This window comes from Bacillus sp. CHD6a (assembly GCF_001293645.1).
Classification (GTDB): domain Bacteria; phylum Bacillota; class Bacilli; order Bacillales; family Bacillaceae_I; genus Sutcliffiella_A.
Genome location: NZ_LBMD01000007.1, coordinates 97822 through 114678, shown reverse-complemented (window position 1 = coordinate 114678; position 16857 = coordinate 97822). Strand labels below are relative to the sequence as shown.

The 16857-nt window shown below is 39.7% G+C and carries 15 protein-coding genes; all 15 read left to right on the top strand.

What is annotated here, in order from left to right; translation table 11 throughout:
* Positions 1 to 63: 63 nt before the first annotated feature.
* The 15 genes from AAV98_RS07960 (at position 64) to arsD (ending at position 16846) form a co-directional block, all read left to right on the top strand.
* Positions 64 to 543 carry a DUF456 domain-containing protein gene (locus AAV98_RS07960; protein WP_060665027.1) on the top strand — a complete coding sequence of 160 codons (480 nt, stop codon included), beginning with the start codon at positions 64 to 66 and terminating at the stop codon, positions 541 to 543.
* Positions 544 to 621: 78 nt separating this feature from the next.
* Positions 622 to 1581 (top strand): 6-phosphofructokinase, encoded by a 960-nt coding sequence (pfkA, locus tag AAV98_RS07955; RefSeq protein WP_060665026.1) that lies wholly within the window; start codon positions 622 to 624, stop codon positions 1579 to 1581.
* 136 nt (positions 1582 to 1717) lie between these two features.
* Complete coding sequence (locus tag AAV98_RS07950) at positions 1718 to 2326, top strand: superoxide dismutase (RefSeq protein ID WP_060665025.1); 609 nt, start codon at positions 1718 to 1720, stop codon at positions 2324 to 2326.
* 288 nt (positions 2327 to 2614) lie between these two features.
* The gene (locus AAV98_RS07940) at positions 2615 to 3901 is read left to right on the top strand and encodes an MFS transporter (protein WP_082380826.1); all 1287 of its coding nucleotides are present in this window, start codon (positions 2615 to 2617) and stop codon (positions 3899 to 3901) included.
* A 150-nt stretch (positions 3902 to 4051) separates the two neighbouring features.
* A complete protein-coding gene (locus AAV98_RS07935) occupies positions 4052 to 6214 on the top strand; it encodes a peptidoglycan D,D-transpeptidase FtsI family protein (protein ID WP_060665023.1) in 2163 nt (720 codons plus the stop codon).
* A gap of 255 nt (positions 6215 to 6469) precedes the next feature.
* Entirely contained in the window at positions 6470 to 7441 is a 972-nt protein-coding gene (locus AAV98_RS07930) for a PstS family phosphate ABC transporter substrate-binding protein (protein WP_060665022.1), read from the top strand.
* A gap of 96 nt (positions 7442 to 7537) precedes the next feature.
* A complete protein-coding gene (gene pstC, locus AAV98_RS07925; protein WP_060665021.1) occupies positions 7538 to 8497 on the top strand; it encodes a phosphate ABC transporter permease subunit PstC in 960 nt (319 codons plus the stop codon).
* Position 8498: 1 nt separating this feature from the next.
* Positions 8499 to 9383: a phosphate ABC transporter permease PstA gene (pstA, locus tag AAV98_RS07920; protein ID WP_060665020.1), complete on the top strand. Its 885-nt coding sequence runs from the start codon at positions 8499 to 8501 to the stop codon at positions 9381 to 9383.
* An 18-nt stretch (positions 9384 to 9401) separates the two neighbouring features.
* Positions 9402 to 10223 carry a phosphate ABC transporter ATP-binding protein PstB gene (pstB, locus tag AAV98_RS07915; RefSeq protein ID WP_060665019.1) on the top strand — a complete coding sequence of 274 codons (822 nt, stop codon included), beginning with the start codon at positions 9402 to 9404 and terminating at the stop codon, positions 10221 to 10223.
* 25 nt (positions 10224 to 10248) lie between these two features.
* Entirely contained in the window at positions 10249 to 10908 is a 660-nt protein-coding gene (gene phoU / locus AAV98_RS07910; protein WP_060665018.1) for a phosphate signaling complex protein PhoU, read from the top strand.
* A 251-nt stretch (positions 10909 to 11159) separates the two neighbouring features.
* Positions 11160 to 12623, top strand: coding sequence for a SulP family inorganic anion transporter (locus tag AAV98_RS07905; protein WP_060665017.1), 1464 nt, complete (start codon positions 11160 to 11162; stop codon positions 12621 to 12623).
* A gap of 1547 nt (positions 12624 to 14170) precedes the next feature.
* Positions 14171 to 14512, top strand: coding sequence for an ArsR/SmtB family transcription factor (locus AAV98_RS07895; protein WP_060665015.1), 342 nt, complete (start codon positions 14171 to 14173; stop codon positions 14510 to 14512).
* Between the two features lie 12 nt (positions 14513 to 14524).
* Positions 14525 to 15823: an arsenic transporter gene (locus AAV98_RS07890; RefSeq protein ID WP_060665014.1), complete on the top strand. Its 1299-nt coding sequence runs from the start codon at positions 14525 to 14527 to the stop codon at positions 15821 to 15823.
* A gap of 171 nt (positions 15824 to 15994) precedes the next feature.
* Positions 15995 to 16414, top strand: coding sequence for an arsenate reductase (thioredoxin) (gene arsC / locus AAV98_RS07885; protein ID WP_060665013.1), 420 nt, complete (start codon positions 15995 to 15997; stop codon positions 16412 to 16414).
* A gap of 63 nt (positions 16415 to 16477) precedes the next feature.
* Positions 16478 to 16846 (top strand): arsenite efflux transporter metallochaperone ArsD, encoded by a 369-nt coding sequence (arsD, locus tag AAV98_RS07880; protein ID WP_060665012.1) that lies wholly within the window; start codon positions 16478 to 16480, stop codon positions 16844 to 16846.
* Positions 16847 to 16857 lie beyond the last annotated feature (11 nt).

Sequence of the window (16857 nt, the reverse complement as noted above, 5' to 3'; positions counted from 1 at the left end):
CGTATAATAAACCAGACTCTTATGGGTCTGGTTTTTTTAAAATTTATGAAAGAGGGTTTTGTAGTGGAAATCGTGTATTGGACCGTAATTATTGCATTATTTGTCATTGCATTTGTTGGTCTCGTCTATCCTATCATTCCAAGTGTGCTCTTTTTAGTAGGTGGATTTATTCTTTATGGTGTGCTTTTCTCTTTCGAAGAGCTGACTTTTTTATTCTGGACCATCACCGTATTATTTGTCATCTTACTATTTGTCGCTGACTATTTTGCAAACCTTTTAGGTGTTAAAAAGTTTGGCGGGAGCAACGCCTCTATCTGGGGGAGTACTATTGGATTGTTGGTTGGTCCATTTGTGATCCCAATAGCTGGTATTATTCTTGGGCCTTTTTTGGGAGCGGTTATTGGTGAACTGCTGTTTAATAGAAATGGTTTAAAATCCTCCATGAAAGCCGGATTCGGGTCTGTCGTCGGTCTCTTCAGCAGTGCATTGGTGAAGGGGATTATCCAGGGGATAATGATCATTGTGTTCTTTATTTTCATATAAACAAGGTTATACTAGAAGTGTTTGAAAAGGACACATTTGTGCTATAGCAATAGTAGGTACAATAAAGGAGTGAATAACTTGAAGTCAATTGGAGTTTTAACAAGTGGCGGAGACTCGCCTGGAATGAATGCGGCTGTAAGGGCTGTAGTAAGAAAAGCAATATACCACAACTTAAATGTATATGGTATCTATCAGGGGTATGCAGGACTTATGGCTGGTAATATAAAAAAATTGGAGCTTGGATCTGTTGGAGATATCATCCACCGCGGCGGAACCGTTCTATATACAGCTAGAAGTGAAGAATTCAAAACCCTTGAAGGGCAGCAAAAAGGTATAGAACAGTTGAACAAACACGGAATTGAAGGACTAGTGGTTATTGGCGGAGATGGATCTTACCGTGGCGCACAAAAGCTAACCGAACATGGTTTTCCGTGTATTGGTTTGCCAGGAACCATTGACAATGACATCGCTGGAACAGATTATACTATCGGATTTAATACAGCACTTCACACAGTAATTGACGCTATCGATAAAATAAGAGATACTGCAACTTCTCATGAACGTACATTTATTATTGAAGTGATGGGCCGTCATGCAGGGGATATCGCTTTATGGGCAGGTCTAGCAGGTGGAGCAGAGACTATTATCATCCCTGAGATAGGGTTTAAACTCCAAGATGTAGTAGGGCGAATAAAGAGTGGGCAAAAAAGAGGGAAAAAACATACGATCATTGTCCTTGCTGAAGGTGTTAGCAGTGGAATGGATTTTGCTAAACTGATTGAAACAGAAACACAATTAGAAACACGGGTATCTGTTCTTGGACATATACAAAGAGGAGGAACACCAACTGCATTTGACCGTGTCCTGTCAAGTCGACTAGGGGGTCGCGCTGTTGAATTATTAATGGAAGGAAAAGCCGGCAGGGCAGTGGGAATGGAAAAAAATCAGATAGTTGATTATTCTTTTGATGAAGTATTCTCCATGCCACATAAGATTGATGAAAGTATGTATCGCTTGTCCCAAGAGTTATCTATTTAATAGGGAATAATTATTTTCAGGAAGTCAAGCAGATTAATTGAAAGATTGTACAAGTTTTGGTAATCTGAAACTAACGGACCAAAAGTCTTGCTTTTTTGGTTCAATTTTATTACATAACCATTAGGAGGAGATAATTATGGCATACGAACTACCACAATTACCTTATGCATACGACGCATTGGAGCCTCACATTGACAAAGAAACAATGAACATTCACCACACAAAGCATCACAATACTTACGTAACTGGTATTAACGCTGCACTTGAAGGACAAGCAGAACTTCAAGGTAAAAGTGTAGAGGAGCTAATTTCCAATATGGATGCAGTTCCTGAAAACATCAAAACAGCTGTTCGCAACCACGGTGGTGGTCACGCGAACCACAGTCTTTTCTGGAATATCTTAACTCCAGGTGGCGCTACTTCTCCAAACGGTGATTTGGCTGACGCTCTTACTAGCAAATTTGGTAGCTTTGACAACTTCAAAGATGAGTTTGCAAAAGCTGCAGCTACACGTTTCGGTTCTGGTTGGGCTTGGTTAGTGGTAAACAACGGCGAACTTGAAATTACAAGCACGCCAAACCAAGATTCTCCATTAATGGAAGGCAAGACTCCAGTTCTTGGCCTTGACGTTTGGGAGCACGCTTACTACCTAAACTACCAAAACCGCCGTCCTGACTACATCAACGCATTCTTCAATGTAATTAACTGGGATGTAGTAGGAAAACTTTACAACGAAGCAAAATAATTTCTAACCCATAAACTCTCATCCATAAGTGGATGGGAGTTTTAGTTTTTTTATGTGTTCTATAGCTGGTGATTGTAGCAAAAGGCGAAGACTCCTGAGGGAGATAGCGCTAGGTGGAGACCCCGCAGGCGTAGCCGAGGAGGCTCCAGCAGCGCCCCTAGGAAAGCGAAGCTATTTGCGGAAATCAACAGCGGAGTTAAACAGTTGCCTCAAGATGTTGAAAAATCAAAGTACATAACTCCCACTCCTTTTAGCCACAATAAACCTAGATAAAGGAGCGGGGTAATAATGGCTGCACTAAAAAAACTAATCGGCGATGTCGAAGTAAACAAAGACCTGATGCTACTATTAATCATCGGTGGACTTTATTCTCTCAGCATCGCTCTATCCAATACATTTGTAAATGTGTACCTTTGGAAGCAATCAGGCGAATTCAGCGATCTGGGCTTCTACAATTTAGCAATCGTTATTTTTCAACCATTAACATTTATTTTGGCAGGAAGATGGGCAAAAAAAATCGATCGTGTCATTGTGCTACGTTTAGGAGTCGTATTCTTAGCACTTTTTTATTTGTTTGTTTTGTTCATTGGGGACAAAGCTTCCACCTATTTATTGCTGTTGGGAGCACTGCTTGGGATAGGATATGGTTTCTACTGGCTTGCTTTCAACGTATTGACATTTGAAATTACCGAGCCAGAAACCAGGGACTTTTTTAATGGATTTTTGGGGATATTGACTTCAGTAGGAGGAATGATTGGACCTTTTGCGGCAGGTTATATTATCTCTACATTAGAAAAGTTTACTGGGTACACAGTAATTTTCACCATCTCCCTCATTCTTTTTTTTGCTGCAGTAATCTTAAGTCTATTTTTAAAAAGGCGAGGGGCAGAAGGAAGTTTCGAATTACGGCGAATTTTGCAAGAGAGAAAAAATAATGCGAATTGGGGATACATAACGAATGCACACTTTTTTCAAGGGTTACGTGAAGGTACTTTCCTTTTTGCAGTTTCTGTCTTGGTATTTATTACGACAAACAGTGAAATGGCACTAGGTACATTTGGATTGTTAAACTCAGCTGTTGCATTTGTCTGTTACTATCTGGCGACGAGACTTATTAAGAAAGAGTTCAGGAAAAAAGCGATCCTTTTTGGAGGATTGATATTGTATGGAGCGATATTCTTTCTTATCTTTGAGTTAACTTATGTCAAGTTGCTTATGTACGCAGTAACCATCGCAATTGCCTATCCGTTGTTGTTAGTTCCATATGTATCCTTAACCTACGATGTGATTGGCAGAGGGTGGAAAGCAGCAGAGATGCGCATTGAATATATTGTTGTCAGGGAAATTTTCCTGAATTTAGGACGGATTACTTCTATTATCTTGTTTTTAATTTCTGTCATCTTTTTTGATACGCAAAAAAGTATTCCGATCTTAATGTGTGTGATTGGAGCGGGACACGCATTAATCTATCCATTTGTCCGCAAAGTAGAATTAGAACCGATTCCTTCTCCAAAAGATGAACCACACCCAATTGTGACAACTTTGCGAGACGGGGAAGGAGAATCAACTCCTTAATAGGGATTTATTAATAGAAATTTATTGCGATTTCCTTTACAATAGATAAAGACACAGACACCTATACAAACTAACGTAGGTGTCTCTTACTTTTTATAAACAAGTTGCTTCTAGTAGCCACTCGAAATAATTAATGAAAAGGTGTAAAGGATGACCAATCAAAAGCAAAAAAAGAAAAAGAAAAATTACGTCCCCTCGCGCTTAAACCTTTTGTTTTTTGCGGTTTTTTTACTGTTCTCAGCCCTCATATTAAGACTTGGATTTGTCCAAATTGTTTTCGGGGAAGATTACAGGAAAGAGGTAGACCGGACCGAGAACGTAACGGTAAATACGTTAGTACCAAGAGGGAAAATTTATGATCGCAATGGTAATGTAGTTGTAGACAACACCCCATTAAATGCGATTACATATACGAGAATGCAATCCACCTCCTCAAAGGAACAGTTGGAGGTTGCAAAAAAACTTTCTGAAATAATAACGATGGATACTGAAAAGATTCAGGAGAGGGATAAGAAAGACTATTGGATTTTGACCCGACCTGAAGAAGCGGCAAAATTAATAACAGATAAAGACAGAAAAAAGGTTGCAGATGGTGATATAGAAGAAAGTGACTTATACGATTTGCAATTAGATAGAATTACGAAAGAGCAATTAGATGAGATTACGGAAGAAGAAAAAGAGGTACTTGCTATTTTTCGTGAATTTAATAAAGGGTATGCATTGACCCCCCAAATAGTTAAAAACCAAAATGTGACGGCAAAAGAATTTGCCATGGTTAGTGAAATGCTGACAGACTTGCCTGGTGTAGATATTACAACAGATTTCATTCGATCTTATGCCTATGGATCAACTCTAGATTCTGTTTTTGGCAAAGTTTCAACTTCAGAGTCAGGGATACCAAGTGAAAAGATTGATGAGTTTCTTGCACGTGGATATAGTAGAAATGATCGTATCGGTACCTCACAATTAGAAGCACAATACGAAAATGTTCTTCAAGGTCAAAAGGCAAGAGTGCGTAATGTGACAGATACAGGTGGAAATTTGCTTCGTCAGGAAAAGGTTTATGATGGACAACGTGGTAAAGATTTGATCTTATCGATTGATATGGAATTCCAGCAGAAAGTCGAAGAAGTATTAATTGAAGAAATGCTTCAAACGAGAGCAACCCCCAGTGCCAAGGCGAGATTTCTAGACCGTGCTTTTGTAGTCGTCATGAATCCCAAAACCGGTGAAGTGCTTTCACTTGCAGGAAAACAATTAATCCGAGATGAAGAAGATGGGCAATTAAAGATCTATGATAATGCATTGGGTGCTATTCAAGAAGCTTATGAACCAGGTTCAACGGTAAAAGGAGCTTCCGTGCTAGCTGGGTTTCAGCATGGTGTAATTCAACCCGGATCCTACCTATATGACGCGCCAGTTTATATCGGGCGAGGAAATGATGCACTTAAAAAAGCTTCATACACAAATATGGGGAGTATTAATGATTTAACTGCTCTTGAAAGGTCCTCTAACGTGTATATGTTTAGAATTGCTATGGCTATTGCTGGTGCTAATTACCAGCCGAGGCAGCCATTATTTATCCCTCCGGCAGCCTATGATACATTCCGATCATATTTAGCCCAATTTGGATTAGGGGTAGAAACTGGCATTGACCTTCCTAGGGAATCTTCAGGAGTTGAAGGCACAGATACTAGTATCCCAGGTCTACTTCTAGATTTATCTATCGGACAATATGATACTTACACTACTCTTCAACTCGCTCAATACGTTTCTACTATTGCAAACGGCGGTTATAGAATGCAGCCTCAATTAGTTAAGGAAATTAGAGAACCAAATAATGGAGAAGGTTTGGGTCGTGTAGTGGAACCATTTGAACCTAAAGTTTTAAACAGGGTAGACATGACAGATAGCCAGGTTAAGCGAGTACAGGACGGTTTTATCAGGGTTTATCATGGAACGCGAGGAACGGCAAAAAGTTCTAAAATGAAGGAATATAAACCTGCAGGAAAATCAGGAACAGCACAATCAAGGTATATAGAAACACTTCCTAATGGAGAGAAACGTTCTTACGAGACGCTGAACTTTAATTTAGTAGGTTATGCTCCTTATGACGATCCAGAAATTGCTTTTGCCATTATGGTTCCTTATGCATCTACGGACTTTAATGTAACAGGAGGAATAAGTACACGAATTGGTGATGCGGTTATGGATGCTTACTTCAACTTAAAGAAAGAACGTGCTAATGGAGAAAACGAGGATGAAAAACAAGAAGAATCAGAAGAACAAACTAACGAAGAAGAAACAGAGTAAGTAATAGTAAAGAAGCACTCCAACTCGGGGTGCTTTTTTGTGTCCTTATACCCCTTCATAAAAATTACAATAGCAAAGATGCACTAAAATAATCCATTTTGGCCAATAAAACTACAAAAAAAGCGACATTTACAAAACCTTTACATTTGATTCATACACAGTTAACACATAAGTTATATTCTATTATTCGTAGGGCAAGATAAAGACAGAAACATCAATATCAACAAAAACAAAAACCTTAGGGGGAATAAAGAAATGAAAAGCTTCAAACGTTTTTTATTACTAGCTATCGTTGCATCACTTGCAGTATTCGCTGCAGCATGTGGGAATGCAAACAACGGTGGTAACGAAGGGTCTTCAGCTGAAGGCGGAGAAGAACTTGAAGGTAGTGTAGTAATTGATGGGTCTGGAACAGTATTTCCTTTTATGTCTCTAATGGCTGAAAAATACATGACTGAAGCTCAAGAGGGCGTTTCTGTTGAAGTAAGTCGTGCTGGTACATCTGCTGGATTTAAGAAGTTCCTAGTAGAAGACGGAACTGATTTCAATAACGCGTCTCGTACAATTAAAGATGAAGAGAAAGCACAAGCTGATGAGCTTGGCATGGAAGTAAAGGAAATGAAAGTTGCACTTGACGGTTTAACAATCGTAATCAATAAAGAAAACGACTGGGCTAAAGAATTAACAGAAGAAGATGTGAAAAAGATCTTCTTAGCTGAAGGCAATATCAAGAACTGGTCTGATATCAACCCAGACTTCCCGAATGAGCCAATCAAAGCTTACGGTCCAAATGAAAACCACGGAACATATGAATTCTTCTGGGAAAAAATCCTTGAAGAAAAAGACTTAGTTGAAGGTGTTAACTTACAACAAGAATACTCTACACTAGTAGACCTAGTTTCTAAAGATAAAAACGCTATCGGATTCTTCGGTTATGGTTACTATGCAAGCAACACAGATAAATTAACTGCTGTAAAAGTTGACTTCGGTAACGGTCCTGTAGAACCATCTCTTGACACAATCGCTGAAGACGGTGACTATGCAAACTTCACTCGTCCAGTATACACTTACTTGAATGTAGGTATGGCGAAAGAAAAGCCTCAAGTACTTGACTATGCAATCTACACAATGGAAAATGCACAAACTGTTGCAAGTGAAACAGGATTTGCTCCATTGAAAGATGAAGAAATCAAAGCTGCAGTAGAAGAGCTTGAAGGTTTAAAGTAAGTTTTCAGGGAAGATGAGGGGCTTCTTGCTGCTCATCTTCCTCTATGTATTTTTTAAAATAGGCTTTGGATGGTCCTTGTTACGTTAGGGTAAAGGATGAAAGGGGATTTCAAATTGGCTAATCAGAAAGATAGCATCAATGTGAGAGAGTTAATCAATAAGAAAAAGACGACTCTGAACACAAATCGGTTTATTGAAGCGTTTGTGCCAAAGTTTCTTTTGGGTATCGCAACAATTTCTATTTTTACAACATTAGGTATCATTTTTACTTTATTATTTGAAACAGTAGAATTCTTTACTAGGATTCCGTTTCTTGATTTCTTTACTGGTACACAGTTAAAACCTTTAGGGGAAAATGCACAATTTGGTGTGCTTCCTTTGTTGACAGGAACGATTATTTCCTCCGTTATTGCAATGGTTGTGGCAATTCCTATCGGTTTAATGAGTGCAATTTTCTTAAGTGAATATGCATCGGATAGAGTACGAAGAATTTTAAAACCTATCTTAGAGGTGCTAGCAGGTATACCTACAATCGTTTACGGATTCTTTGCATTCACTTTTGTAACACCTCTATTAAGACAAATCATTCCTGGTTTAGAACCAACCAATATCCTCAGTCCAGGAATAGTAATGGGAATTATGATTATTCCAATGGTTGCCTCTTTATCGGAAGATGCAATGAGCTCCGTACCTAATGCAATGAGAGAAGGAGCATTAGCACTCGGATCAACGAAACTTGAGGTAGCGTGGAAAGTAGTCGTTCCTGCAGCTATGTCTGGAATTGTCGCATCATTTGTTCTAGCTATTTCCCGTGCAATCGGAGAAACGATGATTGTAACGATTGCGAGTGGAAGTACAAAGAATTTCACGTTTGACGTCACACAATCTATGCAAACGATGACTGCATACATTGTGGAAGTAACCGGTGGAGATGCACCAGCTGGTTCAACTTTATATTATAGCTTGTATGCTGTTGCGATGACACTGTTCGTGTTTACACTTGTCATGAATTTGATCGCCCAGTATATCTCTCGCAAGTATAGGGAGGAATATTAAGATGAAGTATGTTGATGCAACGCAAGTACAAAAGAAAATGAATTCAAGACTAACGGTGAACAAAATTGCTAAATCATTATTTTTAGCAGCGACATTACTTGGTCTTGTTGTACTGGTTATTCTTTTTTACCGTGTTATTTCACAAAGTATGGGTTGGATTGATCTTCAATTTATTACGAATAAACTTTCCACAATGGCAGATCGAGCTGGAATCATGGGTGCCATTATGGGTACTTTATGGCTAATGTTAGTCGTTGCCCCAATCACTTTGTTTCTTGGAGTTGGAACGGCTATATATTTAGAAGAGTATGCAAAAAAAGGACGCCTACAACGATTTTTACAAACAAACATTTCTAACTTGGCAGGTGTACCTTCCATTGTATTTGGTATTTTGGGATTAACTATATTTGTGAGAGCGGCTGGCCTTGGAAATATCGTTCTGGCTGGTGGTTTGACAATGGCATTGTTAGTTCTTCCTATCGTAGTAGTAGCTAGTCAAGAAGCAATTCGCTCTGTTCCTGGTTACTTAAGAGAAGCATCCTACGGAATGGGTGCGACTAAATGGCAGACAATCAAGAATATCGTTTTGCCAGCTTCATTACCGGGTATTTTAACAGGAGTAATCCTTGCGTTATCCCGTGCTATCGGGGAAACTGCTCCACTAGTTGTATTGGGAATTCCAGCGTTGTTGATTCCGCTACCAGAAGGGATTTTTGACAAATTTACGGTTCTTCCGATGCAAATTTACTACTGGACAATTGATGCAGCTCTTGTCGCAGAATATGCGAACTTAGCAGCAGCTACTATCGTAGTACTACTTTTCATTTTATTAGTCATGAATTCCATAGCAGTTGTTATTCGAAATAAATTCCAAAGAAGATTTTAATCCTAGGAGGAATCATCTATGCAAATTACGGTACCTGAGCGTGAAACGAAGAACATTTCTTCTAAAACAATCACTCCAAAAGACATAAGCATTGTGTATCATACAAAAGATTTAAACCTATGGTATGGCGAAAATTTAGCGTTAAAAAACATCAATTTGCCGATCTATGAAAACGAAGTGACGGCAATTATCGGACCTTCCGGATGCGGGAAATCCACTTATATCAAGACATTGAACCGAATGGTGGAACTGGTTCCAAGTGTGAGGGTTTCTGGTGACATCCTTTATCGTGAGAAGAATATTTTAGGTAAATCCTACAAAGTAGAAGAACTAAGAACAAATGTAGGAATGGTATTCCAAAAACCTAATCCGTTTCCGAAATCCATTTATGACAATATTGCCTATGGACCAAGAATTCATGGCATTCGTAACAAAAAAGTCCTTGATGAAATTGTGGAAAAAAGCTTACGTGGAGCAGCTATCTGGGATGAAGTGAAGGACCGCCTAAAAGAAAATGCTTACGGTCTTTCCGGTGGACAACAGCAGCGTCTATGTATCGCTCGTTGTTTGGCTATCGAGCCTGACGTAATCTTAATGGATGAACCAACATCTGCACTTGACCCTATCTCTACGCTTAAAGTGGAAGAACTCGTTCAAGAACTAAAGAAAGACTATAGTATTGTCATTGTTACGCATAATATGCAACAGGCTGCACGTATATCCGATAGAACAGCTTTCTTCTTAAATGGAGAAGTGGTAGAATATTCTGAAACAGATAAATTGTTCTCCAATCCTTCAGATAAACGTACAGAAGACTATATTACTGGTCGTTTCGGATAATAAAGGTCGAGAAAGGAAGAGGTAGATGGTATTGCGTCAATTTCATGTGGATTTAGAAGCGTTAAGAGATAAATTATTGGAACTTGGAAGTTTGGCTGAAATTGCAATGGGTAAATCCATTGACGCCTTAACAAATCAAAACGTGGACCTTGCACTTCAAATTATTGAAGAGGACAACAAGGCAGACCGTTTAGATGAAGAGATTAATGACTTTGCCATTCTTCTTATTGCCAAACAACAGCCAGTGGCGATTGATTTACGTAGAATCTTTGTAGCGATTAAAATTTCCACGGATGTAGAACGAATCGCAGATTTTGCCGTAAATATTGCAAAATCGACGATAAGAATCGGTAAGAATACACAACCAATCATCCAGATTGAGAAAATTGAGAAAATGCATAGCATAGCAACAGAAATGCTATCACTTGCATTGAAAGCATATTATGATGAGGATGTAGTCTTGGCAAAAAAAGTAGCAGACATGGATGACCAAGTGGACGAGCTTTACGGTCAAAACATCCGTGAGCTACTTCAGTTGACAAAAGACCATCCGGATTTGATTCCTGAAATTACCCAATTGAGCTTCATCTGCCGATACATTGAGCGTATGGCCGATCATACGACCAATATTTCAGAGAATATTTTCTACCTTGTAAAGGGTAGTCATTATGAATTGAATGACTAAAAGAAAGAAAGCTTTGTTCTTAATGAACAAAGCTTTCTTTCATGTTGCAATGTCTATTTTTTTACAGATATACAAAATCAAGAGATTAATAGAGAAAATAGAAGAATGAAAGAGGTATTTGCGCATGTTCTCGTTTTCATGCTGATTTTCACTCTAGAAAATATGTGGTATGATTCTTTCTGTTGCAAACGGACCCGACTTTCTTGAGAGTAGGAAGTCAAAAAACTAAATAATTAAGAAAGAGGTGTGCTATGAACGTAGCAAACTTAAAACAAGAATGGTTTGGCAACGTGCGTGGTGACGTACTTGCCGGTATGACCGTAGCATTAGCCCTCATTCCAGAAGCAATTGCATTTTCCATCATTGCGGGTGTAGATCCGATGGTAGGTCTTTATGCATCCTTCTGTATTGCCGTGGTTATCGCTTTTACTGGTGGACGACCAGGGATGATTTCGGCTGCAACCGGCGCAATGGCATTATTAATGATTACATTGGTGGCAGATCATGGAATCGAGTATCTATTCGCAGCCACAGTGTTAACAGGTATCATACAAATAACAATGGGTGTATTTAAGCTTGGGAAATTTATATCGTTCCTTCCTCAAGCAGTAATTATTGGTTTCGTTAATGCTTTAGCAATCCTGATATTTACGGCACAATTGGTCCATTTTACTCCAGAAAAAGGAGGATCTTGGATAATGGTAGGATTTGTCATTGCTACACTTGCCATTATATACTTGCTTCCAAGAGTCACTAAAGCTTTACCATCTGCTTTAGTAGCAATTGTTGTTATCACTGCCATTACGCTTTTTGGTGGAGGATTTGGACTGAGTACAGTAGGCGATCAAGGAGAAATTTCAAGAACCTTACCGTTCTTCCATATCCCAATGGTAGATTTGTCATGGGAGACATTTATGATTATCCTTCCTTATGCTTTTACACTTGCTATCGTAGGGAATCTTGAATCCTTATTAACTGCGACTATTGTTGACGAAATGACAGATACAAAGAGTGATAAGAACAGAGAAATGAAGGGACAAGGTATCGCTAATGTCGTAACCGGGTTCTTTGGTGGGATGGCTGGTTGTGCCATGATTGGACAATCTGTTATCAATGTTAAATCAGGTGGCCGTGGAAGGCTTTCTGCATTAGTGGCAGGTACATTCCTCTTATTCCTCATTATGGTCCTTGGAGATGTAGTGGTTCAGATTCCGATGGCTGCACTTGTTGGAGTAATGATTATGGTTTCTATTGGAACATTTGATTGGCAGTCGATTCGAGAACTACACAAAATTCCTCGCGCAGACGCAGTAGTAATGGTTGTAACAGTTTCTATCGTAGTTTATACTCACGACCTTGCAAAAGGTGTAGCCGCAGGGGTTGTGCTAAGTGCATTAATCTTCGGCTGGAAGATGGCGAAGATCAAAGCTACTATGACATTAAAAGAAGATGTCATGCATTATCAAATTTCTGGACAAATGTTCTTTGGAACAATGAGTCATTTTGTGGATTTATTTGATTACAATAATGATCCAAAAGAAGTGATCATTGATTTCAGTAACACGCATATATGGGATCAATCCGCGGTTACTGCCATTTCCAAAACAGTGCAAAAATATCAAAGGCTGGGTAAAAATGTGAGCATCGTTGGCCTTAATGATGAAAGTAAAACACTTATTGACAGAGTAGGTTTATCTGCTACTTCAGGTCATTAATAAATAGTTAATTAACGGGACAAATCATTTTGTCCCGTATTTTTTTACGCCATTGTCTCTTTGTTTGGTGGAGCGAAATTTCTTCTCCACCCGTTTTCCCGGTGAAGTTGTTGTTTCGGTAGAAGAGAGAGGATCTCTCCGCCCGTTTACCGGGTGAAGTTGTTGTTTCGGTAGAAGAAAGAGGATCTCTCCGCCCGTTTTCCGAGTGAAGCTGTTGTTTCGGTAGAAGAGAGAGGATCTCTCCGCCCGTTTACCCGGTGAAGCTGCTGTTTCGGTAGAAGAAAGAGGATCTCTCCACCCGTTTACCAGGAGAAGCTGTTGTTTCGGTAGAAGAGAGAGCATCTCTCGTCCCGTTTACCAGGAGAAGTTGTTGTTTCGGTAGAAGAGAGAGCATCTCTTCACCCGTTTACCCGGTGAAGCTGTTGTTTCGGTAGAAGAGAGAGGATCTCTCCGCCCGTTTTCCGAGTGAAGCTGTTGTTTAGGTAGAAGAGAGCATCTCTCGTCCCGTTTACGAGTTTAAGCTGTTGTTTCGGTAGAAGAGAGAGGATCTCTCCGCCCGTTTACTGGGTGAAGTTGTTGTTTCGGTAGAAGAGAGAGGATCTCTCCGCCCGTTTACCGGGTGAAGTTGTTGTTTCGGTAGAAGAGAGAGATCTCTCCGCCCGTTTACCGGGTGAAACTGCTGTTTCGGTAGAAGAAAGAGGATCTCTCCGCCCGTTTACCCGTTTAAGCAGCGGTTTCGGTAGAAGAGAGAGCACCTCTCCGCCCGTTTACCCAGAGAAGCTATTATTTCGTTAGTTGAGAGAGGATCTCTCCGCCCGTTTTCCGAGTGAAGTTGTTATTTCGGTAGAAGAGAGAGCACCTCTCCGCCCGTTTACCCGTTTAAGCTGCTATTTCGGTAGAAGAGAGAGGATCTCTCCGCCCGTTTACGGGGTGAAGCTGCGGTTTCGGTAGAAGAGAGAGCATCTCTCCTCCCGTATACCCGGTGGAGCTGCTGTTTCGGTAGAAGAGAGAGTATCTCTCCCCCAGTTTACCCGTTTATTTGGTAGTAGAGAGTTACTCTCACTTCTCATTTTGCTGATATTGTGGAGAACTAACTTCTAATCTAAGCTAGGTCCAACTATATAGAAATCTCCCTGAAATTTTATTGGAGATAAAATGACATAATAAAAAGGAGCATGTAAGCTCCTTAAGGTGTGTGATGAAAAAAGGAAAAGAACGCGGCTATAGAAGCCAGCACCGATTTGGATTTTCTAACATTCTGTTTTAGGTCAATTTTTGCTTCTTCTTGTTCCACATGTAGGTTTTGAAAAGCTCGTCGCCTGTACTGATAATCCATCATAACACAGCATCACCTTTCCCACTCATATGTTTTTGGAAGCGCTTTCTTACCTATACTATATCAATTATCTGATAATTCTACAATCATTCTTTACAATTTCTTTACGAGAGAAAGCTTGAAAAAAACATATAAGTGTTTTATTATATAAGCATATTGTTATATAAGTGTTTGGTTATATTACTTATCTTTTCCAAAGGCAGGTGTGCGTATGCAACAAGTATTGAAAATGGAAGAAGCGGCTGTCACCCTGAAAATTTTAGGAGATAAAACGAGACTTTCCATGTTGGCTCTTCTACAAGATCACGATTGCTGTGTATGTGAGTTTGTTGAGATTTTTCAAATGAGTCAGCCTTCTATTAGTCAGCATGTGAAAAAACTTAAAGAAGTGGGTCTGGTTAAAGAATCAAGAAAAGGTCAATGGATTATGTATTCCATTAACACAGAACATCCGCACTATGGTTTAATCACTTCTATACTAGTGCATGTTCCTTCACTTGAAGATAAGTTGAAAGAACTAGAGGAAAAAGGACTTAGAATTACTTGCTGTTAAGGGGGAAAAATTTTGCTGGATATAATTTTAGCATCTTTGATTTTTTTACTTACATTAATATTTGTTATCTGGCAACCTAAAGGTTTATCCATAGGCTGGTCGGCTTGCGGAGGAGCACTTCTTGCATTACTCTTCGGCGTTGTTACCTTTACGGATGTAATAGATGTAACAAGTATCGTTTGGAATGCAACATTGACATTTGTGGCGTTGATCATCATCTCCCTCATTTTAGATGAAGTGGGATTCTTTGAATGGTCGGCTTTGCACATGGCTCGTTTCGCAAAAGGTAGCGGCGTTAGGATGTTCATTTATATCACGTTGCTAGGAGCAGTGGTTGCTGCTTTCTTCGCGAATGATGGTGCCGCTCTTATTCTGACACCAATTGTTCTGGCTATGGTGAGGAATCTAGAGTTCAAAGAAAAAATGATTTTACCGTTCATCATGGCTAGTGGATTTATTGCAGACACTACTTCACTGCCATTAGTAGTTAGTAACTTAGTAAACATAGTGTCAGCTGACTTTTTTGAAATAGGGTTTGTCGAATATGCTTCACGCATGATTGTTCCAAACTTCTTTGCACTTGGTGCAAGTATCGTGGTGCTTTACTTGTTCTTCCGTAAAAGTATTCCGGAAAATTATGACATGTCTGTATTGAAGGCACCAAGAGAAGCGATTAAAGACGAGAAGCTCTTCAACTTGTCGTGGATTGTACTGGCGGTACTCCTAGTCGGATACTTTGCTAGTGAATTTGCCGGTATTCCTGTTTCGTTCGTTGCGGCAACTGTTGCTATCATCTTTTTATTAATAAGCAGAAACAGCCAGGTAATCAACACGAAACAGATTCTGAAAAGTGCACCATGGGCCATCGTATTCTTTTCTATTGGGATGTATGTTGTCGTGTATGGTCTTAGAAATGTAGGGTTGACTAACCTGCTAACTGACGTCATTCAAATGGCAGCTGATGAAGGACTTTTCGTGGCAACCATTTCTATGGGGTTCATTGCAGCCATCCTTTCATCCTTCATGAATAACATGCCTACTGTCATGATTGATGCCCTTGCAATCAAAGACACAGCCACAACAGGAACAATCCGTGAAGCGTTAATCTATGCAAATGTTATCGGATCTGATCTTGGTCCAAAAATTACACCAATCGGTTCCTTGGCAACATTACTATGGCTACACGTTTTAAGCCTTAAAGGTGTTAAGATAAGTTGGGGATACTACTTCAAAGTAGGTATTATTCTAACCATCCCAACCCTATTCATCACGCTATTAGGCTTATATTTCTGGCTACTCATTATTGGTTAAGACACACCCTGTTGATTGTAGTGCAGGGTATGAGACTCGTGCGAAGCCACTTCAAGAAATCAACAGCGGTGTCTAAACGACACCTTTAGTCAAAGACTAATTCAGTGGCTTCGGCGAAGAATACCCGGAACCGTCAAGCAAAAATCAAATTACTAAAAGGAGTTTTTCATCATGACTAAAAAAACAATCTACTTCCTATGCACAGGTAACTCTTGCCGCAGCCAAATGGCTGAAGGCTGGGGGAAAAAATATCTTAGTGACGAATGGGATGTGTACTCAGCAGGAATTGAAGCACACGGTGTAAACCCAAACGCAGTAAAAGCAATGCACGAAGTGGATGTGGATATCACTAACCAAACATCTGATACAATCGACCCTGAAATCTTGAAAAAAGCTGATCTAGTCGTAACACTTTGCGGTCACGCAGCAGATGTTTGCCCGGCAACACCGCCAAACAAAGAGAGAGTACACTGGGGCTTTGATGATCCTGCCAAAGCAGAAGGAACAGAGGAAGACAAGTGGAAGTTCTTCCAACGTGTACGTGACGAAATCGGCGACAGAATCAAAACGTTTGCTGAGACTGGTAAATAAAAAAAAATGGCCGAGCGAAATATCTCGGCTATTTTTTCTATACAGGAAAGGGGAAGTTTAAAAATGCCTAAAATTGAAATATATGATCCTGCAATGTGCTGTGCAACTGGCGTATGTGGACCAAGTGTGGATCCGGAACTTACAAGAGTGGCAAGTGCTGTATACTCCTTGCAGCAGAAAGGAGTCCAAATCACTCGCTATAATTTAGGTTCAGAGCCTGAACCGTTTGTTACAAACCAATTGGTGAATGATTTACTAATGGAAAAGGGGCCAGATTGCCTCCCTGTTGTTCTAGTCGATGGCAAAGTTAGGAAGGTGTCAGATTATCCTACAAATGAGGAATTCGCTGAATGGACAGGTATAAAAGTAGAGGAACTGATTTCTCAAAAACCAAAAAAGAATCTCAATATTACACTAAACTCAATTAACTAGGAGAGTGGCTT

Coding starts and splice junctions, on each gene's coding strand:
- pstB (WP_060665019.1), top strand. CDS start 9,402: ATGCAAATTACGGTACCTGAGCGTGAAACGAAGAACATTTCTTCTAAA.
- AAV98_RS07950 (WP_060665025.1), top strand. CDS start 1,718: ATGGCATACGAACTACCACAATTACCTTATGCATACGACGCATTGGAG.
- pstA (WP_060665020.1), top strand. CDS start 8,499: ATGAAGTATGTTGATGCAACGCAAGTACAAAAGAAAATGAATTCAAGA.
- AAV98_RS07940 (WP_082380826.1), top strand. CDS start 2,615: ATGGCTGCACTAAAAAAACTAATCGGCGATGTCGAAGTAAACAAAGAC.
- AAV98_RS07935 (WP_060665023.1), top strand. CDS start 4,052: ATGACCAATCAAAAGCAAAAAAAGAAAAAGAAAAATTACGTCCCCTCG.
- pstC (WP_060665021.1), top strand. CDS start 7,538: ATGAAAGGGGATTTCAAATTGGCTAATCAGAAAGATAGCATCAATGTG.
- AAV98_RS07895 (WP_060665015.1), top strand. CDS start 14,171: ATGCAACAAGTATTGAAAATGGAAGAAGCGGCTGTCACCCTGAAAATT.
- AAV98_RS07905 (WP_060665017.1), top strand. CDS start 11,160: ATGAACGTAGCAAACTTAAAACAAGAATGGTTTGGCAACGTGCGTGGT.
- arsD (WP_060665012.1), top strand. CDS start 16,478: ATGCCTAAAATTGAAATATATGATCCTGCAATGTGCTGTGCAACTGGC.
- arsC (WP_060665013.1), top strand. CDS start 15,995: ATGACTAAAAAAACAATCTACTTCCTATGCACAGGTAACTCTTGCCGC.
- AAV98_RS07930 (WP_060665022.1), top strand. CDS start 6,470: ATGAAAAGCTTCAAACGTTTTTTATTACTAGCTATCGTTGCATCACTT.
- phoU (WP_060665018.1), top strand. CDS start 10,249: ATGGTATTGCGTCAATTTCATGTGGATTTAGAAGCGTTAAGAGATAAA.